This is a genomic window from Flavihumibacter fluminis, assembly GCF_021491375.1.
Taxonomy (GTDB): Bacteria; Bacteroidota; Bacteroidia; order Chitinophagales; family Chitinophagaceae; genus Flavihumibacter; species Flavihumibacter fluminis.
The window spans coordinates 134,401-156,903 of record NZ_JAKEVY010000005.1 but is presented as its reverse complement, the minus strand read 5'-3'; the positions used below and the strand labels follow the sequence as shown (position 1 = coordinate 156,903).

The window sequence follows — 22,503 nt, the reverse complement described above, 5'->3', positions numbered from 1 at the left end:
AATTTAATTTACCTTTAAATCAGTTTTCATAGGGTACGGATTAAAAACGGGCCAGGGTTTCTACCCAGGCCCAACTCTTTTTTAGGGGGTACCTTATTTTTTCAGATATTTTTTTACCCTATTTATTCCACCCTGTTTTTGATAGCAGTACCCATAGCAAGGGCATCAAATGTGTACCCTTCCCTGCTTGCCTGCTCTAAAAACATCGGCAAAATCTCTTTCAATCGGGGCCATGCCTTTTCACTATCATGGAATACAAGTATGCTGCCCGCACGATAATTTTTCTTCACCAACTCCCAGCAATCCGATGGGGATAATCGGGTATCAAAATCAGCACTCAGCAAACTCCACATGATGATTTCATAACCTGCTTGCCTAAGTGCTTTTCCCTGGAAGCGCGTGAGCTTTCCATAAGGCGGACGAAACAGTTTACTATCAATGTATTTTCCTGCTTCCAGAATGTTGTTGAAATAATCTGCTGTATTACTCTTCCATCCATTTAAATGATTCATGGTATGATTACCCGTGCGATGTCCTTCCAGGAGTATGCGCTGATATACTTCTGGATAAGCAGCAACATTTTTTCCAATGCAGAAAAATGTTGCTTTGGCTTTGTAAGCTTTTAGCTGATCCAATACCCAGGGTGTAATTTCCGGATGCGGACCATCATCAAAACTCAGATAGATTTTTTTCTCTTTGGTACGCACCGACCAGATCCAGTTCGGATAGAGTGTTTGTAACAATTTATTTCCTTTCGCCCAGTACAACATTCCTCAAAAATAAACAATCCACCGGGCTTATCTTTGCGGCCTATGACCAGAAAAGTTAGAGTACGATTTGCACCAAGTCCCACAGGAGGTTTACACCTCGGGGGCGTACGCACCGTATTATTCAATTATTTATTTGCCCGCCATCACGGGGGCGATTTCATTCTGCGAATCGAAGACACCGACAGTACGCGGTTTGTTGAAGGCGCAGAAGACTATATCATGGAAACCCTTCGCTGGTGTGGTATGGAGCCGGATGAGAGTCCGGTTGCAGGCGGGCCTTATGCACCTTATCGCCAGAGTGAGCGCAAAGCAAGTTACCGTCAATATGCAGATCAGCTGATCGCGAATGGATATGCCTATTATGCATTTGATACACCCGAAGAGTTGGAGGAAATGCGGACGCAGTTTAAAACTGCAGAGAACCCATCGCCCCAGTATGATCACAAGTTGCGTATGAAGATGCGCAACTCCCTGAGTATGGGAGAGGATGAAGTGCAGCGCCTCATCAGTGAAGGTGTTCCCTATGTGGTACGCATTAAAATGCCTGAAAATGAAACCGTTTCTTTCACAGATATGATTCGTGGCGAGGTGAGCTTTTCAACCGGTACAGTGGATGATAAAGTATTGTTGAAAAAAGATGGTATGCCTACTTATCACCTTGCTGTGGTAGTGGATGATTACCTGATGAAAATCACCCATGCATTTCGTGGTGAAGAATGGTTGCCCAGTGCACCGGTTCATCTCTTATTATGGAAATACCTGGGCTGGAGTGATGAGATGCCCCAATGGGCACATCTCCCACTGATTTTAAAACCCGATGGCAATGGCAAACTCAGCAAACGCGATGGAGATCGGTTAGGCTTCCCCGTTTTTGCCATGAACTGGACAGATCCGCGCACCAATGAATTCACACAGGGTTTCCGCGAAAGAGGATTCCTGCCGGAAGCATTTGTGAACATGCTGGCCATGCTGGGTTGGAATGATGGCAGTGGTAAAGAGATTTTTACCATGGAGGAATTGATCGCTTCCTTTGATATGAGCCGAGTTCATAAAGGCGGCGCCAAATTCGATTTCGAAAAAGCTAAATGGTTCAACCACGAATGGATCAAAGCTGCTCCTGCAGCGCGTTTGCTGCCAGATGTAAAAAATGTTTTAACAACGGCAGGATTATCGGTTACAGATGACAGTTATCTGGCAACCATAATAGACCTTGTGAAGGAGCGTTGCACCCTCTTACCTGATTTTGTGGAGCAGGCAGGTTTCTTTTTTGCTGCACCTGCATCACCTGATATGGAGCCGGTAAAAGCCAAGTGGAACCTGGACAAGAATTTATTCTTTACGGACCTGCAGGGCGTGCTGGCAGATTTACATGACTGGTCGGCGGCTTCGATTGAAACAGCATTTAAAGAAATGGCAACAGCCCGCGCGATCAAAGTGGGAGAATTGCAATTACCACTTCGATTGATGCTGGTAGGAGGCAAATTTGGTCCGGCTGTTTTTGATATTGCAGCGTTGATTGGTAAAGCATCCACTATTGAACGCATTAAAAAAGGATTGGAAAATCTTGCATAAACAAACTTGTCAGTGTATTTTGTCGCCCTATGAGAAAAAATAACACCTTATCCAGTTTCCTGAAGACATTTTTTTTGTTGATGGCAGTTGGCGTCCTTGTTTCCTGCCAGAAGGAAATTAATCCATTGGAAGAAGAAAATAATAATGAACCTGGAACTGGTGCTCCGGCGCCGACCGGTAGTTCTTATATGCCTTATACCAAGGGTTCCAGCTGGACCTACCAGGACAGTGCTGTTACCAACTTTAAAACTGTGATGGTTGCAACGGATGTTTCCAAAACCATTGCTGGCATCTCCTACAAACAATATGATGTTGTAGAGGGTATTAATGATGTGCCAGTTTATTATGGGAATATCAAGAATGACTATTATATGTTACTGGAGGCCGGGGCTGCAAACGGTGCCACGATTGATATCAATATGCTTTTTTTAAACGACAAGGAAAATGTAGGATACACCTGGACCAAAGATGCCGGAACTGCCAATGGATTTCCAGCACGCATCAAAGGAAAAATTGCAGCGAAAGGAATTACTAAAACCTGGGTAGGCAAAACCTATAAGGACATCATTCATACGAGTGTTGATTTGGAATACAATCTGATGGGAACCTGGATGCCCATGGGAACCTATCAATTTTATTGTGCAAAAGGGATAGGTTTGGTTAAGACAGATTATTCATTAAGTCTGTTGGGACAAACCTACACGTCAGCTGCCTCTTATCTGGTTGACTACACCATCAAATAACTCAGCCCAGCGCTTTCATTTGGTCCACCAACGGAAGCCAGTCAGTACTAAATAAATTTTGTAATAGCAGGCGATCGGAATCCTCCAGCTGAACAATGCCACTGGAATTTTCGATCGCTTGTTCTTTTGTACGAATGCCAGGTATCACTGTGCTTACCTGCGGGTAACTCAGGATAAAACTCATAGCCAGTCCGGTTTTGGTGGTCTTGTACTTTTCACAAAGCGGCCAGATTTTTTCTTCCAGGATCGATAATGATGCATCCAGTACAGATTCATTGAGCCGGAAGCTGCGATGATCATTTTTACCAAACTGTTGATTGCGTTTAAACTTGCCTGTTAGTAAGCCAAATTGCAGTGGCATACGGGCAATGATGCCATATCCGGCAGCAGCCGACTTTTCCATAACGGGCAGCGCGATCTGGTTGATCAGGTTAAATACCAGCTGAAATCCGGATCCCTTCTGATGTTGCAGGAGAAAATCCGCTTCCGGAGCAGGTTCAAAACTGTTGAGCGATAAACCCCAGTACCGGATCTTTCCACTTTGTTTCAATTCCTCCATGGCTTCGATGCAGGCTTCGGTTTCAAAATGTTTGAGGCGGGCTGAATGTAGTTGGTAATAATCGATCCGGTCTCTTTTTAAACGTTTCAGACTTTGTTCAACAGCCTGAAGAATATAGTTTTTTGAGTAATCCAGTACGATGGTGTCATTGACATCACGGTGCCCCACTTTGGTAGCAATCAATATTTCGGGATTACTGCCAATAGTATTGCCGAGCAATGTCTCCGAATGACCCAGACCATAAAAATCAGCGGTATCAAAAAAGTTGATCCCCTGGTCCAGTGCCTGGTGAATGGCCTTTTTAGAGCTTTCGTCATCTGCGGGTCCCCAGCCAATGGGCGTGTTACCAACCATGGCATCGCCTCCGATTGCCCAGGCCCCAAACCCGACCTCACTAACCAGCAGATCGGTATTTCCGAATTTCCTGTATCTCATCCCACCAAGCTACAACTTTTCCCGACTGGGTTTTAACTATCTTTACCCCGCCATATGAATAACATGAATCGACCCATACGTGTACTGGTTGCCAAGGTTGGCCTGGATGGTCACGACCGCGGCGCCAAAGTTATTGCTACTGCCCTGCGCGATGCAGGCATGGAAGTCATTTATACCGGACTGCGCCAGAGCCCGGAAATGGTCGTAAACGCCGCCCTCCAGGAAGATGTGGATGCCATCGGAGTAAGTATTCTCAGCGGTGCACATATGACTGTTTTTCCAAAACTAATTGAATTAATGAAGGAGCGCGAGATGCAGGATGTACTGCTTACAGGCGGGGGCATTATCCCGGAAGATGATATGCAAAAGCTCCAGGAAATGGGTGTTGGGCAACTCTTTCCGCCCGGCACCAATACTGCTGATATCGCGCAATACATCACCAACTGGGTGAAACAACACCGCAATTTTTAAGAGAGAAAACTATACCAATGCAGCTGTCAACTATCTTAACGCACCTGAATGAAGGGGTACTCACGATCACGATCAACCGACCCGATAAACTGAATGCCCTCAACAAAACGGTAATAGAAGAATTACATATCGTACTGGAATCCTTTTACAAGCATCACGAAATGAAGGCCGCCATCATCACCGGAGCCGGACCAAAAAGTTTTGTCGCCGGAGCTGATATCTCTGAATTCCTCGAACTGGATGCAGCAGGAGGTGCAGCACTTGCCGCAAAAGGGCAGGAACAGGTATTCTCTAAAATCGAAAACTCCCCCAAACCCATCATCGCTGCAGTGAATGGATTTGCACTCGGCGGAGGTTGTGAACTCGCTATGGCCTGCCATTTTCGCCTTGCATCCGAGCAGGCGAAGTTCGGGCAACCGGAAGTGAACCTCGGACTGATCCCCGGCTATGGAGGAACACAACGACTCACCCAGCTCATCGGGAAGGGCAAGGCGATGGAACTCATGATGACCGGAGCCATGATCACTGCCCCCGAAGCACTGCAACTGGGACTCGTAAACTATGTGACTCCTGCAGAAGAACTGCTGCCAAAAGCCAACAGCCTGCTGCAAACCATCATCCATAAAGCGCCACTTGCCATCAGTGAAGTCATCCGGCTTACGAATATTGCAGCAATTGGTGCAGACAATGGTTTACAGGAAGAAATCAATGCATTCGGACGGCTTTTCGATACTGAAGATGCCAAAGAAGGAGCCAAAGCCTTTCTCGAAAAAAGACAACCGGTTTTTAAAGGAAAATAACCAGTGCCGTTAACTTTGCGGCCAACCAAATACAATCGCCATATGGACTACAGAATTGAAAAAGACACGATGGGTGAAGTGAAAGTGCCCGTGGATGCCTATTATGGTGCCCAAACCCAGCGCAGTATTGAAAATTTCAAGATCGCGCAGGATACCAATAAAATGCCGAAGGAAATCATCCAGGCATTTGCTTACCTGAAAAAAGCAGCCGCCATCACCAATTTCGAAGCAGGTATACTGCCCAAAGAAAAAGCTGATATGATCGGCCGGGTTTGCGATGAAATCCTGGAAGGCAAACTGGACGCTTATTTTCCCCTGGTAGTTTGGCAAACCGGATCCGGTACCCAGAGCAATATGAACGTGAACGAAGTAGTAGCATATCGCGGACATGTACTCAATGGCGGTCAGCTTTCTGATAAAGAAAAGTTTCTGCATCCGAATGATGACGTAAACAAATCACAATCCTCCAACGATACCTTCCCTACTGCGATGCATATCGCGGCTTATAAAATACTCCTGGAAGTAACCATTCCTGGTATTGAAAAACTGCGCAACACACTTGCTGATAAGAGCAAACAATTCATGCAGGTGGTGAAAATTGGTCGCACCCATTTCATGGATGCCACCCCGCTTACTGTAGGACAGGAATTCAGCGGTTATGTATCTCAGTTAGATCATGGTTTGAAAGCCATTAAAAACACATTGGCGCACCTGAGTGAACTCGCGCTGGGTGGTACTGCAGTAGGAACCGGTATCAACACACCTCCCAACTACAGCGAAAACGTAGCCAAACATATCGCAACCTTAACAGGACTGCCTTTCGTAACTGCTGAAAACAAATTTGAAGCCCTGGCGGCACACGATGCCATAGTGGAAGCACATGGTGCGTTGAAAACAGTTGCAGTAAGCCTGATGAAAATCGCCAACGATATCCGGATGCTTTCCAGTGGTCCAAGATCCGGCATTGGCGAACTGTTCATTCCGGATAATGAACCCGGATCCTCCATCATGCCGGGTAAGGTGAACCCCACCCAGTGTGAAGCGCTGACTATGATCGCGGCGCAGGTAATGGGGAATGATGTGGCTATCAATATCGGAGGAGCAACCGGTCACTTTGAACTCAATGTGTTCAAGCCGATGATGATCTACAATTTCCTGCACAGTGCCCGCCTGATTGGAGAAGGTTGTGTAAGTTTCAACGACAAATGTGCCGTAGGTATTGAACCAATTGAAGCCAATATTAAAAAACACGTGGATAACTCCCTGATGCTGGTTACTGCCCTGAACCCCAAAATCGGGTATTATAAGGCGGCAGAAATCGCACAGAAAGCTCATAAAGAAGGAACTACATTAAAAGAAATGGCTGTAAAACTCGGCTACCTCACTCCGGAAGAATTTGACGAGTGGGTGGTTCCCGGGAAGATGGTAGGGCTGTAAGACCCTTCCATTCGTCGAAATCTAGCTCTCCCCAAAACAATAAAACGGCCCTCGTGGCCGTTTTTCATTGACAAAATTGATTGTTAGTACATTAAAATACTCATGTTCTGTTTTGGTCCGTTCCCTACTATTGATTTGACGACCAATATCCACTGAAAAACCAAGAGGCTTGGTTAAAAGGAAATGTTGTCAATTTCGAATATAGGGTTTAGCGTCCCTCCTTTTTGGGAGGGACAATTTTTTGCCACCTACCTCGAAGTAGCAAATCGGCCATTGGAAATGACAATTGGATTACCGGTCGCTGATTCCACCACTGTTCCTGAGAATGTTCCCACTGCCCTGTCTGCTGTCAACTCCGTAATCACAATCCGAAAATCAGTAGTAGTAGTGCCAGTTTCGAAAACAAGTTCTCCATTTTCAGCATAGCCAAAATTTGCAAAGGGAAATACGTATTCCCCTACCTGCAGGGTGGTGCCCCCGAAACTCACAAATATCTGACCGTTATTAACTGGAGTAAAGCCCTCCACATTTATAAACTGGAACACCGAAAAATCCTCCACAAAACTCGTATCAATGGTGCCACTGTACTGGGTACTGCCAACACTGAAACTCCAGGTATTCAGCTGGTTTTGCTGCGTCGCTTTTTCAACACTTGTTTCCTTGCTGCAGGCTGAAATCAATACCGCGATAACAAGCGCCAGTAATGCCAATCCCTTTTTCATAGTCATTTTTATTTAAGACACCTGCACATCGTCGTTCACACGGGTGCTGGTTTCAATGGGTCGTTTTTTATCTTTTTCTTCTTTCGGAAGAAACTTATTCTGGAATATCAGCAACGCAATCACTCCCACGGAAATGGAAGCATCCGCGATGTTAAAAACCGGACTGAAAAATTCAAAATCCTCCCCGCCTACAAAAGGCATCCATTCAGGATAGGTGGTGCGTATGATCGGGAAATAAAACATATCCACCACTTTCCCATGTAAAAACCCTGCGTATCCCTGCTCCGGGAACATTTTTGCCACCGAAGTATAGGTACTCTCCTCAAAAATCAGCCCATAAAACAAACTGTCAATCAGGTTACCCAGGGCTCCCGCAAATATCAATCCCACACAAACTACAAAACCCGGATGCTGCTGCTTCCTCAATATACTGCGAATGTACCAGACCCCAAATACCACTGCCACCATGCGGAACAGCGTTAACGCAATTTTACCGAATTCGCCCCCAAACTTCCAGCCCCAGGCCATGCCTTCATTCTCTACAAAATACAACTGGGCCCACTCCGCGTTCTCGCCAAACATTTTGATCCCCCGATCATAAGGTGTCAGCGGCTGGTGACTTGCATCCCAATGATAACTCAGTGGCATATTGGTCTTAACCCAGATCTTTAACGCCTGATCAGCTACCAGAATCAGTAGTATTAAGAGTATTAAATTCCTTGCTTTTGCCATAATCAACTTGTAAAACAACAAAGATAACCGTTGGACTTGTTTTATTCCTGGTAATAAATTCTTTTTACCCGCTGGGAAATACCTGTCAGGATCTCATAAGGAATGGTACCCGCCCATTCTGACACCTTCGAAACCGGCAGCCCTTTTCCAAAAACCGTAACCGGATCGCCTTCCCGCACGCCTTGCAAACCGGTAATATCAATCATGGTCATATCCATACAAACTGAACCAATTGTCGGAACCAGTTGACCCTTCCACCATAATTTTCCAACTCCATTTCCCAGGGATCGCGGATAGCCATCTGCATAACCTATACGAATCGTGGCAATCCGGGTCGGACTTGTAATCCGGCCCCTCCGACCATAACCTACTGATTCCCCAGGCTCCAGGTCTTTGATTTGCGCGATGGTGGTAACCAGGGTGGAAACTTCCTCCAATGGTGATGATCCCGCCATGGCAGCATCAAATCCATAGAGGCCAATTCCCAGCCGCACCATATCAAACTGCCATTGCGGATGCCGGAAGATGCCCGAGGTATTTTCAATATGCCTTAAAAACGGATACTGAACTACCTCTTTCAACGCCTCCGAAAATTGTTCAAAGCGCTGCACCTGCTCTTTGGTAAACGCATCAAATGCTGCATCTTCACTGGCTGCCAAATGACTGAAAACCGATTGTATTTTAAAGGGTGAACCAGGTAGTTGCGCAGTTAAAAAAGGAAGTTCTGCCAGTGCAAAGCCCAATCGATTCATGCCAGTCTCCAATTCCAGGTGAACCGGGTATTGTGGAATGCCTTCCTGGCGGATAAAATTCGCAAAGCTTTGAAACAGGCTGGAGGAATACAAGACCGGCTCCAGATTATGTTCTACCAATGCATCAAAACCAGGTGGCGCCACATTCATAACCATAATTGGAAGATGAATACCGGCCTTACGCAAGGCCACTCCTTCATCTGTATAGGCCACCGCCAGATAATCCACTCCATGAAACTGCAGCAGATTGGCAATCTCAAAACTACCACTGCCATAGGAAAAAGCTTTCACCATAGCCATGAGACGGGTTCCTTTCTGTAGGCGCTGCTGGTACCATTTGAGATTCTGTAGCATCGCATTCAGGTTGATCTCCATAACGGTCTGGTGTACCTGCTTTTCCAGCAAGGCAGAAATCCGTTCAAACTGAAAACGACGGGCTCCTTTTACCAGGATGGTTTCCTCTCTGAAATTCAACTCTTCCCAATGCTGCAATAATAGATCGGTGGCTGCAAACCATTGAAGTTCTGAAAAACCATAGGCTGCAAAGATGGCTGCATGTTCTGTTATTTCCGGACCAACTCCGATTACGCGTTGTACACCATGATGATGCAATAAAGCTGCTACGCGTTCGTAGAGCTGTGCAGATGTCCAGCCGGTTTCCGGAATATCTGAAACTATGACGGTCTTTTTCGAATGCTGCTGCTGTTGCGATAAAAAATCCAGTGCAATTACCAGCGAACTGATATCCGCCGAATAACTGTCATTAATAACCGAACACTGGTTAATGCCTTCCTTCAACTCCAATCGCATGGAAATGGCATGCAGACCGGATATTCGTTGCTGTATTGAATCAGGCGATATACCCAATTCAAGCAGGACCAATATGCAGGTCAGGCTGTTTTCCAGCGCCGCATCACTACTAAAGGGAAGGGCTAACCGAAAATCAAGTTCCTTATATTGAAGCTCTAATTCAGCACTTTCTTCCTTTCTTGAAATTGTTTTTATCCGCAGGTCTGCACCTGGATGAGAACCAAATCGAACCAATCGCTGTCCGGCTTGTACCCTGCTTTCTATAAATTCATTGATCCAGTCGTCCTGGTAATGAGTGATGATTACTTTACAGGTATCAAAGAGTTTCCACTTTTCTTCCAGCTTTTCCTGCATCGAGGCAAAGCCTTCACTATGTGCCAAACCCAGATTGGTAAAGACTCCGATACCTGGTTGAATGATGTCAGCCAATGCCTGCATTTCTCCCTTGCGAGATATACCTGCTTCAAATAAACCCAGTTGATGCTGTTCATTCATCAGCCAAACGCTAAGGGGCACTCCAATTTGAGAGTTATAACTCCTGGGACTCCTGACTATTCGGTAATCGGGCTCCAGCAACTGGTTCAACCATTCTTTTACGATAGTTTTTCCATTGCTGCCGGTGATGCCAATTACCGGAAAGGAGAATTGGCGGCGATGATGTGCTGCAACTGCCTGGAGTGCTTTCACCGTATCCGGTACCCAAATAATATTGGCCTCCTCCAATCCTGTGGTATCCACTTCTTCTGATACCAGGAAATGCCGCACCCCCTGTTGGTACAAGGCAGGAATAAACTGGTGACCATTTCTGTTCCCACTTACAATCGAAAAGAATAAACTGGTTTTGGGAAATAATAGTTTCCGGCTGTCATTCAACAGGTGGACAATCAAACCATTGTCGGCTTTCTGTATCCATCGGCCCTGCAGAATTTCAGCGATATCGGAAATGCTGTACATGTTTGTTTATTCAGGTTCTTTGGACGCGAGCTCTTTGGCGGCATTTTTATTGGCCACATGAATTGAATAAACGATAGATGCGCCAATACAAAACACAATCACCAGTAAGGAAATATAAACAGGTAAATGAAGTCCAAAATACCCCACCAGCATTTTCAAGCCGATAAACACCAATACAATCGCGATTCCCTGTTGCAGATAAGAAAACTTATTTACTGCACCTTTCAAAAGGAAGAACAAGGAACGCAATCCCAGAACTGCGAAAATATTGGAGGTATATACTACCATCCTGTCCTGGGAAATGGCAAATACCGCCGGTATGGAATCCAGCGCAAATACAATATCGGTGGTTGCCAGCATGATCACTACCACAAACATGCTGGTATAGTATCGTTTTCCATCTTTTATGATGGTATACTTACCTCCACCATCATGCGCCACCAGCGGAAGTATACGCTGCAGGAACTTATACACGGTATTCTCCGACATATCGGTCTCTTCATCGTGTTTCGCTGTAAACATTTTGATACCGGTGTAAAGCAGCAATGCTCCAAACACATAGAGTAACCATTCAAACCGTTCAATCAGAACAATACCAACAGAAATAAAGATTATTCGGAAAACAATAGCGAGGATAATTCCAATCAGCAAGACTCTCGGCACATATTCCTGCTTTACGCCAAAGAAAGTGAAGATGAGTATGAATACAAAAATATTGTCAATACTGAGCGACCATTCCATTAAATACGCACTGAGGTATTCCAGGGCTGGTTTTTGCCCGTCTTCAAACCATACAAATACAAAAAATCCAAGCGCCAGGGAAACCCAGAAAATGGTTTGTCCCAACGCTTTTTTCATAGTTACCTCAGATGATTTTTTACTCATCAGTCCGAGGTCAAATACCAGGGCCAGCACTACAACGATGCCAAATACTAAATACGTAATCTGTTCGGGTGTCATGTTCTCTTATTTATGCTGATAGCGCAGCTTTCTGAAATAGTGGAAAGCCCATCCAAAGGCAATCATTAACAGGATTGGTACCACAATATTGATCAATTGCCAGTTGGTTTTGCTTTCTTCCAGTTTTTTCTGATCCAGTAAACGCAGACTGAAATCCTTGGCCCTTGTTTCCAGGATACCGGATTCATCTACGAGGTATTCAATGGAATTTTGAATAAAATCACGATTCGCAAACTGGAACTTGGTATAAGGATTCATGCCCATCGGAAGCGGCCCTTCATTCTGGGTTACTGCATTCAGGGCGATATCTCCATCCGCAATGACAATCATTTTACTTTCGGGAGATTGTGTATTAATTGTTTGTCCCTGTGCGGTTATGAATGCTCTCTGTTCTGTACTCAGGCGGTTGGCATAATGAGAAGTGAATTTCCCTTCCAGTAATACTGCAACCGGAATTTTCGATTTATTGAAGGTGTTGAAATCTTCTTCCTTTTCTACCGAATTCCAGCTCACTTTGGCAGGCGTTTCGAGTGTGCGTGCCTGTTGGGAGCTGGCTAATAAAATGGTTTTCTGAATTCCTTTTGCTTCCACCGTATCCAGGGTATTGGGAAACTGGGTCAACACATAATCCAGGTTTTTGGCAATCGGGTGACCGCTATAATTAGAAAGCAACGGACTATAAAACCAGGGAAGCAGTTGAATTTGAGGTTTGCCTCCCACTGAACCAATAACAGAAGGCATTTTATCTGCATTCAGGTCCTGTAGCAGATCCTGGTTGATGCGTACGCCATAGCGGAACAGCAGGTCATCCAGTTCGAGTGCGCGGTCAAAGGCGATGAATTCATTTTGCGTACGCTGGAGACTGTCCATCTCTGCATAGAGCTTATCAATCATCCAGAGCAGTTTTCCGCCCTGCATCACATACTGATCCAGTTTGATTTTCTGTTCATCACTGAAGGCAGTGGTAGGCTTGGTAATGATCAGCGCATCAAAAACCGGGGGGATCAATCCCACGCTATCAATTGGAAGAATGCGGAACGCATAGTTTTTACGCAATACATTTTCAATCAGATCCTGTACCTGGTAAGTAAGTGGCTGCCCATTACCAACCAGGTAGCCGATCAGGGGCACAGTATCCTGGTTCAGTTGTTTAATAGCATAGGCAAACTTGAATTCGAGCAGGGCTTCTGCTGTATTGAGTGATTCGAGTCCGCCTGCTGCACTCACTCCCTGCAACAAATCAATCGCGGTAGTTCTGCCTTTGTGCTGGACGACGGCACCAGGAAATACCAGGCGCTCTTCCTGGCCCTCTCCTTCTTTCGTTTGCGCCTTAATGTTAGTAGGGTTGAGTCCGAGGCGCGATAGGGAATCATACAGGATTGCTTTCGCCGTATCATTCAAACCCTCTCCGGGTTTAATAAACTGAAACCGGATATTGGATTTCCCAACAGCTTTGAATTCGCGCAGCAGATCATCGGTGCTGGCGGCGAGTTTCTTGAAGCCGGCGGGTAATTCGCCACTTAATAAGATATCGATCTGTACAGGTTCTTCAATTTCGTTTAAGAGCTTGCGGGTGGGTGATGACAAAGTGTATCGACCTTCCGCAGTAAGATCCAATCTCACTGGTACTTGTTCCGCAAGCCAGTTTACTGCGATAACAACCAGCAGTAAAAGAATCCAATAAAATTTGTTGGAAAGCAGGTTCTTTTTCATACTTACTGGTTCAGCGCAATTTTACGGTTGGTGATGAGCAGGAAAAAAGCAATTACGCTGCCGAAGTAAATGATATCCCGACTGTCTACCACGCCTCTGCTGATGCTTTGATAATGGAAATCGATGCCAATTTTTTGCAGCAGGTAATCGGCATTTCCCTGCAGGGCGGGTAACTGACTCAGCGCGTTAAAGCCGGTATATAAAATGAAACACATAAATGCACTCAGAAGAAAGGCGATTACGCTGTTCGAGTTCAGGCTGCTGCACCAGGTACCGATGGCGGTAAAAACAGCAGCCAGCAAAAACAGTCCGATATAGGATCCGATGGTGCCACCCCAATCAATGCCTTTATCTACCGCCAATGCCTGAACGCTGAACGCATAGAGGATGGTAGGCAGCAGTGCAATCACCACGATAGCATAGGCCCCAAGGAATTTTCCAACAACCAGTTGCGATGGTTTAAGTGGCCGGGTTGCCAGGATCTCAAAGGTTCCTGCCCTGAATTCATCGGACCAGCTGCGCATAGTAACAGCGGGAACCAAGAAGAGCAGGATCCAGGGTGCCAGCTGGAAGAATTTATCCAGGCTCGCATACCCATAATCCAGGATGCTGGAATCGGGAAATACAAAAAGAAAAAGTCCGTTCAGCAGCAGGAAAACGACGATAGCCACCAGGCCAGTCAGACTTCCAAAAAACTGCCTGAACTCTTTTTTAGCAATTGACCACATAGGGGGTAAAAATAAGGTGAAATGTGAGATGTCAGACGTGAGACGCTGAATTTCCCTCGTCTCACCTCTCACGTCTGACGTCTGACGTCTCACATTCCTTAGACCGCGAAGCTCTCCCCGCAGGCGCAGGTTCTGCTTGCATTGGGGTTACTGAAATAAAAACCTTTACCATTGAGGCCGTCGGAGAATTCCAGGGTGGTGTTTACCAGGTAGAGAAAACTCTTCAAATCGGTTACTACCTTGATACCATTGTCTTCAAATACCTGATCGGCCGGCTTGCTCACATTGTCAAAATCCAGTTTGTAGCTGAGTCCGGAGCATCCTCCTCCCACAACGGAAACCCTCAGGAAATAATCCCCGGTTTTGTTTACATCTGCCTCATCCAGCAGCTTCAATACTTTATCCTTTGCTTTATCACTTACAAATAACATAGTCGTCTCCGTTTATTTCGATGTACAAATTTACACTTTTTCTCTCCGCCGTGGTGGATGGCACCCAACTAGTGAGGTACCCTAAGTCGGAGTGAGGCTAACTCCCCAACTCCTGCCTGAACAGTTCCCGCACCCACTCAATTTCAGCTTCCGTGGTGAAGCGACCCAGGCCAAAGCGAAGGGCTGAATAGGATCGCTCATCTGAGAAGCCCATGGCTTTCAACACATAAGACGGTTCCAGGGTTGCAGAAGTGCAGGCCGAACCAGCAGACAAGGCCAGTTTTTTGTTAAACTGTAGCAACAGGCTGTTGGAATCCCGATCGGGGAAAGAGATATTCAGGGTATGAGGTAACCGGTTGGATGGATGTCCATTCAGGACCACACCCGGTAAGGATAAGATACCCTCCTGCAGGCGGTTACGCAAAGTTGTAAGTCGCGCTGCCTCTGCCTCCATTTCCAACCTGCATAGATCAGCTGCTTTTCCAAGTCCCACTATACCCGGCACATTTAAGGTGCCCGATCTCATCCCTCGTTCATGACCTCCCCCATCCATTTGGGCGGTAAGTCGAACCCGCGGATCTCTTCTTCTCACATACACAGCTCCGGCTCCTTTGGGACCATAGATTTTATGTGCCGAAAGGGTTAAGATATCAATATGATCTGTCTCCACATCCACCGGGATCTTTCCTGCCGCCTGGGTGGCATCGGTGAAAAAGAGCACACCATGCTTTTTGGCAATAGCCCCGATTTCCCGAACGGGATGGATCACGCCTGTTTCATTGTTGGCATACATGATCGCAATCAGGATGGTGGTGGGCCGGATAGCAGCTTCCAGCTCCTGCAGGTTGATCATCCCGGTTGCATCCACCGGTAACCAGGTGATTTCCAGTCCTTTTTTCTCGAGGTGTTTACAGGTATCGATTACCGCCTTGTGTTCGGTTTGACAGGTAATAATATGGTTGCCTTTTGAGGTGTACATTTCTGCCACGCCTTTAATGGCCAGGTTCACTCCTTCTGTTGCTCCCGAGGTAAATACAATTTCCTGGGGAATAGCCCCAATCAATCGGGCAACCTGTTCACGTGCGAGTTCAACTGCTTCCTCTGCAGCCCAGCCATAAGCATGTGACCTGCTGGCGGCATTGCCAAACTGTTTGGTGAAATAGGGCATCATGGCCTCCAGCACCCTCGGATCCATGGGGGTGGTGGCATTGTTATCCAAATAAACCGGTACCTGAAAAGGAGTTTCCATATTTAAAGAACATAAAGTTACATGCAATCGTTCGGATAAGGGTAAAGTCAGCGAAGCCACTTCTTATCTTTGAATCGCTGGTGGATGTCCTGCTCCGAGCACGCTTCCTCTGGTTCAAAAATCAGTTGGCACATGAATAAAATTGAACATATCGGGATTGCTGTAAAAAGCCTGGAAACCTCGATCCCGCTCTATGAAGCCCTCTTAAACACACCCTGTTATAAAACGGAAGAAGTGACAACAGAGAAAGTGCGTACAGCCTTTTTCGCAGTGGGAGAAAGCAAAATTGAATTGCTCGAAAGCACTGATCCTCAGGGAGTAATCGCCCGCTATATTGAGAAAAAAGGGGAAGGCATGCATCATATCGCATTTGCCGTAGAGGATATTTATGCTGAAATGGAACGCCTCCGCGCAGCAGGATTTGAACTCCTCAATCCCGAACCCAAACCCGGTGCGGATAATAAGCTGGTTTGTTTTTTACATCCGAAGGGAACTACGGGGGTGTTGGTGGAGCTGTGCATGGAGGTGAAACGTGAGACGTCAGAAGTCAGACGTGAGATGTGAGAAGTCTTTTCCATTCTTTTGCTTCACGTCTCACGTCTGACGTCTCACTTCTTTAGCCATTCACCCTCTCTTCTCCATCCATTCGGCCACTTTTATCTAACCAGTCAGTCAATCTCAACCGCTCCCGCATCATTGTTTCACTACTATTGAAGCACCAATGAACCGTCAGTGAACTATTCCCCAACCGCTCAAGGATACTCCCAAGGAATTTTACCCACAGGGTAGTTATTTACCGAATCAACTGAAGTAGCCCTTTCTGTTGTTCAAGTGGCTCGCCGATTAGCTGATACGTACAGGTCCAAATAAAGGTTCCGGTATTCTGGAGCATTCCATTCAGGGTACCATTCCAGCCCGAATCAGGATTCGTTGTTTCAAAAATCAGCTGTCCAAACCGGTTATAAATCCGCAGTTCAAATTTCTGAAGCTGACCAAATACCTGTGCTCTGAACAGATCATTTTTGTGGTCTCCATTCGGACTGAAAGCATTCGGCAAAAAGACACCTTTCAGACAGTCTTTCGTAGTTATAACAATGGAGTCGGTACCCCTGCAATTAAACTCATCTGTAACTGTAAGCCAATAGAGCCCCTGTGTTTTAACCTGAATTCCGCGGGAACTGGCTCCTGTATTCCATTTATAGTTACTAAAATCTCTCCCTGGCACCAGGTCAATGGTACTGTAGGAACAAATTAATGTATCGGCATCCAGGAAATCGGAAGGAGGTAGTTTGGTTTCAGTTATGACCAGTGTATCTGTCCCAATACACCCAAAACTATTGGATGCTCTTACCCAATAGGTTCCAGGTTGATTTACCTGTAGAACAGGCGCAATGGAAGCATCCTGCCATAAGTAATTTGCATAGGTCCCTGCCGGTTGTAATAGTTCCGGTTGGCCTTCACAAATAACCCGATCTGGTCCTAAATAAGGAACTGGCAATTCATATACTTCTACCAGTTCAATCGTATCTGAACTGAAGCAGCCATTCGGCAAATAACCATTTACCCAATAACTTCCCTTTTCTGATACCGTAATAAAATTGCTTGTTGAACCTGTACTCCATTGATATGAACTAAACCCGGCACCGGCGTTCAGTGAAAGAGTAGCTGTTTTACATATAGAAGTATCCAGACCCAGGTCAATAGCCGGTGGCCGGCTGATGGACAACTGAATCGTATCGTAAGCAAAACAGCCGGGTTTTAATTCTGCTGTTAATCTGTATTCTACAGGTTGATTGGGACGGATGAATAGGGTTCTTCCATTATAAGCACTTGTGTCCAGGGAATTTGACCATTCATAGTTAATAAATCCCTCAGGGGCTTCAATGGTAGCTGGCGCATCGAAACACAGTTCCTTGTCGGTTCCCAAGTTCAATGCAATCGGCGGATGTTCCCGAACCCAAATAGTATCACTCAATGAATTACCACAAGCGTTAGTAACGTCAACATAATATTTTCCAGGCTGGGTAACCCTGAATTCGGGAGTTGTTGTGCCATCCTGCCAGCGATACTGTATAAAACCAGCATCGGCTTTCAATAAAAGGGAATTGTTTTTGCAAAGCACCGTATCCGCTCCTAAATCAAGAATATTTTGAACCTGCGTTACAATTATCCGTACACTGTCTTTTTTTATTGAACATCCCATTACACTGGCATGTATTGTGAAGATGCCGGATTTTGCCAATTGGAAAGAATACATGGAATCATTAAGCTGTTGTACAGCGCTCACAAAACTGGAATCAAATTCCAACGGGATAAGGCTTCCGCAAGCGGGGTTCTTCCCCAGTGTAACAGTTATCCTGGAACCAACACATACCGCCTCCTGGTCTGCACGAACAGATACGGAATCACAGTGCGATATAATTTGACATGCTGGCGCTTTAACAAACCGATTGTCATTTACATTATGAACGATTGAAAGCTGTTCACTCAAATCATTTCGCTCTATTTTTTCATACATCGGCAAGTCAGCCGGTATGTAATATTTGGATAGCAGGGAAGTAACGGAATCCGGAAATCCGATACATGCTCCCAGCGTATCTGAACTGTGCATTTTATAAAAATCGATTCGGGATCCATCTGCAAAGGTTTTGGTACTATCGCCCATCAATTTAATGTTCACGAAACCACCATTACCAGTTGAAAGATAAGGCGGTTCATAAGGTATTCCCTCATTAATATGTTCACGTTTTCTCTGGTGGTAAATTTTCCCGTCTTTGAACATAGCAATATGTGCTTTGCCCGTAAACCCACTCTCGTATTCAAACATGGAAAATACTCCCGAGCCATCTTTTGCCAAACTGACTTGCGTTAATAAGGGAGAAGCATCTACCTGGTTTCTGAAAACAAAACTATTTTCAAAATCAGCGTTTTGATCCAGTTCAATTACTTCAGCATGTGATAAGTATTCCGGCCCGGGAACCCCTGGCGTTCTGGAGTACCAGTTGGTTATTCCGGATAAAAGAAATTTTCCGGATTCCGTAACCACCAGTTCGATCGGCCGATAGATTTTGGGACCCATCCAATCCATCGTGCTGATCAATGATTTTTGCCGGATTTTGTTTCCTGAATTTTTATCCAGCGCACTTATGACAAGGTAGGAATTGTAATTGCCCTGGAGATTAAAAAGAAGTAATTGATTCGATTGTATAGCCAATCCAAAACTGTTTTCAAATTCGCCGGACTGGTACACATTGCTCCACCTTATGCTTCCATCCGCCGGATTTAATTTCGTAACAGAAATTCCCTTTGCCCAATGTGAGCCAACCAGGTAAACCTGACCATCTGCGGGATCCTGCTCCAGGTCGGTTACATAGAAATAATCCCCTGTTCCATTATAACCTTCCCACAGCCTTGAAGAAAAAGTTTTTGACCAAAGCAGATTGCCATTGGGATCAAGTTTGGTAAAGATCAGATCATAGTTGCCGGTAACTTTATTGGGTGTTCTCCCCAATAATAGCAGGGAACGGTCAACTAATTCAAGCACCCTGAAGTAACTCAAAAAATAGCCCGGTGTTTGCTGAAGACTATCAATCAATTTCGCCCAAATTACATTTCCTTCGGCATCCGTTTTTATACAGGATCCCCCGCTGCGGTAGGGTACACTATTATAATCAACAAATTCGCCAGGTATAATAAAATGTCCATCCCTGGTCTGGATTGGTTGCGCAGTATAAAACCCCAACGAACTATGATGTAAAAAATCTCTGCCGGAAATGGTAAAACATACTTCACTCAGGGAATTGGTTATCCCTGTCGAATTATGCTGGAATGAGGAAGGTCGCTGAGGAATTTGCGATTGAAGTTTTTTTACTCTGGCCGGGGTTGCTCCCGGACTGCCAGGTGATGGCAGTTTCTCTGTTCGTTCAAGTAATAGCGAAAATTCCAGCAGCGATCTGCTGCCCTGAATTTTTTGACCAGATGGTACAGGACGTTTCGGAGCATTCGACTGACTCAAAGAAACATATCCGGACAATAGTAATATCAGAACCAGAAAAGGTTTGCAGCAATTTTTTTTTACACAGGAAGGCATCAGGCCCAAATATAATAGGTGGAATTCAAAACCGGAAATCCCCTCTTCCTTTCCTCCATCTTCCATTCCTCCCTTGTCTCCCTTCTCCTTTGTCTCCTGTCTCCCTTCTCCTTTGTCTCCTCTTCCATACTACGTTTCACTTTCCTTATTCAGCCCCAGCTTCTCCACGGCGGCCTGGGCAGCTACCTGGCTGGCGTCTTTTTTATTGTAGGCCTTGCCCTGGGCGAGCAACTGGCCATCTACCACCGCACCAATGGTGAAGAGGCGGCGACCACCCTCAAACTTTTCTTCGAGGGTTTCGAATTCGAGGTTCTTGCCATTTTTGTTGGCCCAGCCGTATAATTTGTTCTTGTGATTGATTTCGAGGTTTTCCAGGTCGTCCATGAACATGTAAGGCAGGATAATTCTTTCCAGTACCCAGGTGCGGGTTTTCTTGAAGCCTTTGTCCAGGTACACTGCTCCAACCACCGCTTCCAGGGTATTGCCAAAGATCTGGCTCACCTTCAGCGAGTTATCAAACTTGTTGAAATAGACGATTTTTTTGAGGCCCATTTTGATGGCCACCTCATTAAGGGTTACCCGGTTCACCATCTTGGAGCGCATCTCCGTCAGGAAACCTTCCTCGCGATAAGGGTATTTTTTGAAGAGAAAATCTGCCACAATACCACTTAAAATGGCATCGCCCAGGTATTCCAGCCGCTCATTATTATCTGCAGAAGAATCCTTTACCGACCGGTGTGTCAGTGCAGTTTTATATAGGTCGGTATTTCCAGGCGCAAACCCGAGTACGTTTTTCAATTGTTTCTTGAATTCCGTCGTTTCGGGAGAAGAACCTTTCAGGATGCTATCAAATAAACCCACAGATTTCGTTTAGTTACCGGGGTCAATTTAAGCGTTTGGCGCCAGACTTGCTAAATTAACCCTCAAATTTCTTCACAATCACACAGGCATTGTGTCCGCCGAAGCCAAATGTATTGCTCAGGGCAGCACGCACGGTGCGTTTTTGTGCTTTGTTGAATGTGAAATTCAGGCGGGGATCCAGTTCCGGATCATCCGTAAAGTGATTGATGGTTGGCGGCACGATATCATGCACCACAGACTGAATCGCCGCGATGGCCTCAATCACTCCAGCCGCACCGAGACAGTGCCCGGTCATCGACTTGGTAGCTGAGATATTCAGGTTATAGGCATGTTCTCCAAACACATTCATGATCGCCTTTACCTCGGCTACATCCCCCAGGGGTGTTGAAGTACCATGCGTATTGATGTAGTCGATGTCGGATGGCTGCATACCTGCATCTTCCAGGGCTGCCAGCATTACATTGCGCGCGCCCAATCCTTCCGGATGGGGGGCAGTAATGTGATGTGCATCAGCTGTAGCGCCACCTCCGGCGATTTCGCAATAGATTTTGGCACCACGGGCTTTCGCATGCTCCAGTTCTTCCAGGATCAGAATACCGGCTGCTTCACCCATCACAAATCCATCACGGTCTTTATCATAAGGACGGCTGGCGGTAGCGGGATCATCATTGCGCTCGCTCATCGCCTTCATGGCATTGAATCCGCCTACGCCTGCTTCGCTGATAACTGCCTCAGAACCACCACTTACGATAATATCGGCTTTGCCCAGCTTGATCAGGTTAACGGCTTCAATAATAGCATTGGTACTGCTCGCACAGGCACTCACTACGGCAAAATTGGGACCGCGCAGGTTGTGGCGCATGGAGATTTGTCCGGCTGCAATGTCCAGGATCATCTTGGGAATGAAGAAGGGATTGAATCGTGGAGTGCCATCGCCCTTGGCGAAGTCCATTACCTCATTTTGAAAGGTAATCAGTCCGCCGATTCCACTTCCGAATACCACCCCCGTACGATCGGGGTTGACATTTTCGCGGTTCAGTCCCGCATCTGCCATAGCTTCATCAGAAACCACCAGGGCAAACTGGGTGAACCGGTCAATTTTTCGGGCTTCTTTTTTATCGAGAAACTGCGTTGGATCAAAGTTCTTAACCTCACAGGCAAACTTTGTCTTGAATTTGGAGGCATCAAACAAAGTGATATTGTTAGCGCCGGGAGTGCCATTTAGCAAACCCTGCCAGTACTCCTCCAGGGTATTCCCAATCGGAGTCAGAGCGCCCATACCTGTGACTACTACTCTTTTAAGTTCCATGTAGATTGCCGGATTTTAAAAGTGAATAATCCGCCTTCTGAGCGGAAATGCTTTCGAGAGGCGGATTAAATATTGCCTGAAACGGAGTTCCGTTTACTTAGCGTGCTCTTCTAAATAAGCAACAGCCTGGCCTACAGTAGTAATGGTTTCGGCCTGCTCATCCGGGATAGAGATGTTGAATTCTTTTTCGAATTCCATGATCAGTTCTACTGTATCCAGAGAGTCAGCTCCAAGATCATTGGTAAAAGAAGCTTCGTTAGTTACTTCTGCTTCGTCTACTCCTAATTTGTCAACAATGATCTTTTTAACTCTTGTTGCGATGTCTGACATTGTAGTAAAGTTTAGTTACGGCTGCAAAAATATACTTTTTGGGTAAATAACAATTTTTGACGCTTTTTTTAATTT

Annotated in this window: 20 protein-coding genes; 6 read left to right on the top strand and 14 right to left on the bottom strand. The window is 45.8% G+C overall.

Going from position 1 to position 22,503, the window contains the following annotated elements; translation table 11 throughout:
- Positions 1–122: 122 nt before the first annotated feature.
- Complete coding sequence (locus tag L0U88_RS18305) at positions 123–770, bottom strand: polysaccharide deacetylase family protein (RefSeq protein WP_234867912.1); 648 nt, start codon at positions 768–770, stop codon at positions 123–125.
- 42 nt (positions 771–812) lie between these two features.
- Between L0U88_RS18305 and gltX the strand changes: the two genes are divergently transcribed.
- Positions 813–2,342, top strand: coding sequence for a glutamate--tRNA ligase (gltX, locus tag L0U88_RS18300; protein WP_234867910.1), 1,530 nt, complete (start codon positions 813–815; stop codon positions 2,340–2,342).
- A 29-nt stretch (positions 2,343–2,371) separates the two neighbouring features.
- The gene (locus tag L0U88_RS18295; protein WP_234867908.1) at positions 2,372–3,085 is read left to right on the top strand and encodes a hypothetical protein; all 714 of its coding nucleotides are present in this window, start codon (positions 2,372–2,374) and stop codon (positions 3,083–3,085) included.
- A 1-nt stretch (position 3,086) separates the two neighbouring features.
- On the opposite strand, the gene L0U88_RS18290 is transcribed toward L0U88_RS18295, so the two are convergent.
- Positions 3,087–4,079: an aldo/keto reductase gene (locus tag L0U88_RS18290; protein WP_234867906.1), complete on the bottom strand. Its 993-nt coding sequence runs from the start codon at positions 4,077–4,079 to the stop codon at positions 3,087–3,089.
- 63 nt (positions 4,080–4,142) lie between these two features.
- On the opposite strand from L0U88_RS18290, the gene L0U88_RS18285 reads away from it, so the two are divergent.
- The 3 genes from L0U88_RS18285 to fumC are packed head-to-tail and all read left to right on the top strand — an operon-like array spanning position 4,143 to position 6,787.
- On the top strand, positions 4,143–4,550 hold the full coding sequence (locus L0U88_RS18285) for a cobalamin B12-binding domain-containing protein (protein ID WP_234867905.1): 408 nt from the start codon (positions 4,143–4,145) through the stop codon (positions 4,548–4,550).
- Between the two features lie 17 nt (positions 4,551–4,567).
- The gene (locus tag L0U88_RS18280) at positions 4,568–5,350 is read left to right on the top strand and encodes an enoyl-CoA hydratase/isomerase family protein (protein ID WP_234867903.1); all 783 of its coding nucleotides are present in this window, start codon (positions 4,568–4,570) and stop codon (positions 5,348–5,350) included.
- Positions 5,351–5,392: 42 nt separating this feature from the next.
- Positions 5,393–6,787: a class II fumarate hydratase gene (fumC, locus tag L0U88_RS18275; RefSeq protein WP_234867901.1), complete on the top strand. Its 1,395-nt coding sequence runs from the start codon at positions 5,393–5,395 to the stop codon at positions 6,785–6,787.
- A 248-nt stretch (positions 6,788–7,035) separates the two neighbouring features.
- Here the strand turns inward: fumC and L0U88_RS18270 are convergent, their stop codons facing one another.
- From L0U88_RS18270 to L0U88_RS18235, 8 genes are all read right to left on the bottom strand, one after another.
- Entirely contained in the window at positions 7,036–7,509 is a 474-nt protein-coding gene (locus tag L0U88_RS18270; protein ID WP_234867900.1) for a hypothetical protein, read from the bottom strand.
- A 12-nt stretch (positions 7,510–7,521) separates the two neighbouring features.
- Positions 7,522–8,241 carry a lipoprotein signal peptidase gene (locus L0U88_RS18265; protein ID WP_234867898.1) on the bottom strand — a complete coding sequence of 240 codons (720 nt, stop codon included), beginning with the start codon at positions 8,239–8,241 and terminating at the stop codon, positions 7,522–7,524.
- Between the two features lie 41 nt (positions 8,242–8,282).
- Positions 8,283–10,757, bottom strand: a complete 2,475-nt coding sequence (locus L0U88_RS18260) for a bifunctional UDP-N-acetylmuramoyl-tripeptide:D-alanyl-D-alanine ligase/alanine racemase (RefSeq protein WP_234867896.1) — start codon at positions 10,755–10,757, stop codon at positions 8,283–8,285.
- Positions 10,758–10,763: 6 nt separating this feature from the next.
- On the bottom strand, positions 10,764–11,717 hold the full coding sequence (locus tag L0U88_RS18255; protein ID WP_234867894.1) for a TerC/Alx family metal homeostasis membrane protein: 954 nt from the start codon (positions 11,715–11,717) through the stop codon (positions 10,764–10,766).
- Positions 11,718–11,723: 6 nt separating this feature from the next.
- Positions 11,724–13,430 (bottom strand): gliding motility-associated ABC transporter substrate-binding protein GldG, encoded by a 1,707-nt coding sequence (gene gldG, locus L0U88_RS18250; protein WP_234867892.1) that lies wholly within the window; start codon positions 13,428–13,430, stop codon positions 11,724–11,726.
- Between the two features lie 2 nt (positions 13,431–13,432).
- Positions 13,433–14,158, bottom strand: coding sequence for a gliding motility-associated ABC transporter permease subunit GldF (gene gldF / locus L0U88_RS18245; RefSeq protein WP_234867890.1), 726 nt, complete (start codon positions 14,156–14,158; stop codon positions 13,433–13,435).
- Positions 14,159–14,256: 98 nt separating this feature from the next.
- The gene (locus L0U88_RS18240) at positions 14,257–14,589 is read right to left on the bottom strand and encodes a HesB/IscA family protein (RefSeq protein ID WP_234867889.1); all 333 of its coding nucleotides are present in this window, start codon (positions 14,587–14,589) and stop codon (positions 14,257–14,259) included.
- Between the two features lie 97 nt (positions 14,590–14,686).
- Entirely contained in the window at positions 14,687–15,838 is a 1,152-nt protein-coding gene (locus L0U88_RS18235) for an IscS subfamily cysteine desulfurase (protein WP_234867887.1), read from the bottom strand.
- A 132-nt stretch (positions 15,839–15,970) separates the two neighbouring features.
- On the opposite strand from L0U88_RS18235, the gene mce reads away from it, so the two are divergent.
- The gene (gene mce / locus L0U88_RS18230; protein WP_234867885.1) at positions 15,971–16,402 is read left to right on the top strand and encodes a methylmalonyl-CoA epimerase; all 432 of its coding nucleotides are present in this window, start codon (positions 15,971–15,973) and stop codon (positions 16,400–16,402) included.
- A gap of 229 nt (positions 16,403–16,631) precedes the next feature.
- Here mce and L0U88_RS18225 read toward each other — a convergent pair whose 3' ends face one another.
- The 4 genes from L0U88_RS18225 to L0U88_RS18210 all read right to left on the bottom strand — a co-directional run bounded on the left by L0U88_RS18225 (position 16,632) and on the right by L0U88_RS18210 (position 22,428).
- Entirely contained in the window at positions 16,632–19,994 is a 3,363-nt protein-coding gene (locus tag L0U88_RS18225; RefSeq protein WP_234867882.1) for a T9SS type B sorting domain-containing protein, read from the bottom strand.
- A gap of 63 nt (positions 19,995–20,057) precedes the next feature.
- Entirely contained in the window at positions 20,058–20,789 is a 732-nt protein-coding gene (gene rnc, locus L0U88_RS18220) for a ribonuclease III (protein ID WP_234867880.1), read from the bottom strand.
- Between the two features lie 55 nt (positions 20,790–20,844).
- Positions 20,845–22,098 carry a beta-ketoacyl-ACP synthase II gene (gene fabF / locus L0U88_RS18215; protein WP_234867878.1) on the bottom strand — a complete coding sequence of 418 codons (1,254 nt, stop codon included), beginning with the start codon at positions 22,096–22,098 and terminating at the stop codon, positions 20,845–20,847.
- Between the two features lie 93 nt (positions 22,099–22,191).
- Positions 22,192–22,428, bottom strand: coding sequence for an acyl carrier protein (locus tag L0U88_RS18210; RefSeq protein WP_026751146.1), 237 nt, complete (start codon positions 22,426–22,428; stop codon positions 22,192–22,194).
- Positions 22,429–22,503 lie beyond the last annotated feature (75 nt).

Bases quoted from the DNA above. Each gene is read 5' to 3' on its own strand.
- L0U88_RS18255 (WP_234867894.1), bottom strand. From the start codon at position 11,717: ATGACACCCGAACAGATTACGTATTTAGTATTTGGCATCGTTGTAGTG.
- L0U88_RS18295 (WP_234867908.1), top strand. From the start codon at position 2,372: ATGAGAAAAAATAACACCTTATCCAGTTTCCTGAAGACATTTTTTTTG.
- gldF (WP_234867890.1), bottom strand. From the start codon at position 14,158: ATGTGGTCAATTGCTAAAAAAGAGTTCAGGCAGTTTTTTGGAAGTCTG.
- L0U88_RS18285 (WP_234867905.1), top strand. From the start codon at position 4,143: ATGAATCGACCCATACGTGTACTGGTTGCCAAGGTTGGCCTGGATGGT.
- L0U88_RS18240 (WP_234867889.1), bottom strand. From the start codon at position 14,589: ATGTTATTTGTAAGTGATAAAGCAAAGGATAAAGTATTGAAGCTGCTG.
- L0U88_RS18225 (WP_234867882.1), bottom strand. From the start codon at position 19,994: ATGGAAGATGGAGGAAAGGAAGAGGGGATTTCCGGTTTTGAATTCCAC.
- L0U88_RS18290 (WP_234867906.1), bottom strand. From the start codon at position 4,079: ATGAGATACAGGAAATTCGGAAATACCGATCTGCTGGTTAGTGAGGTC.
- mce (WP_234867885.1), top strand. From the start codon at position 15,971: ATGAATAAAATTGAACATATCGGGATTGCTGTAAAAAGCCTGGAAACC.
- fumC (WP_234867901.1), top strand. From the start codon at position 5,393: ATGGACTACAGAATTGAAAAAGACACGATGGGTGAAGTGAAAGTGCCC.
- gltX (WP_234867910.1), top strand. From the start codon at position 813: ATGACCAGAAAAGTTAGAGTACGATTTGCACCAAGTCCCACAGGAGGT.
- L0U88_RS18280 (WP_234867903.1), top strand. From the start codon at position 4,568: ATGCAGCTGTCAACTATCTTAACGCACCTGAATGAAGGGGTACTCACG.
- L0U88_RS18235 (WP_234867887.1), bottom strand. From the start codon at position 15,838: ATGGAAACTCCTTTTCAGGTACCGGTTTATTTGGATAACAATGCCACC.
- L0U88_RS18305 (WP_234867912.1), bottom strand. From the start codon at position 770: ATGTTGTACTGGGCGAAAGGAAATAAATTGTTACAAACACTCTATCCG.
- fabF (WP_234867878.1), bottom strand. From the start codon at position 22,098: ATGGAACTTAAAAGAGTAGTAGTCACAGGTATGGGCGCTCTGACTCCG.
- L0U88_RS18265 (WP_234867898.1), bottom strand. From the start codon at position 8,241: ATGGCAAAAGCAAGGAATTTAATACTCTTAATACTACTGATTCTGGTA.
- gldG (WP_234867892.1), bottom strand. From the start codon at position 13,430: ATGAAAAAGAACCTGCTTTCCAACAAATTTTATTGGATTCTTTTACTG.
- L0U88_RS18260 (WP_234867896.1), bottom strand. From the start codon at position 10,757: ATGTACAGCATTTCCGATATCGCTGAAATTCTGCAGGGCCGATGGATA.
- L0U88_RS18270 (WP_234867900.1), bottom strand. From the start codon at position 7,509: ATGAAAAAGGGATTGGCATTACTGGCGCTTGTTATCGCGGTATTGATT.
- L0U88_RS18210 (WP_026751146.1), bottom strand. From the start codon at position 22,428: ATGTCAGACATCGCAACAAGAGTTAAAAAGATCATTGTTGACAAATTA.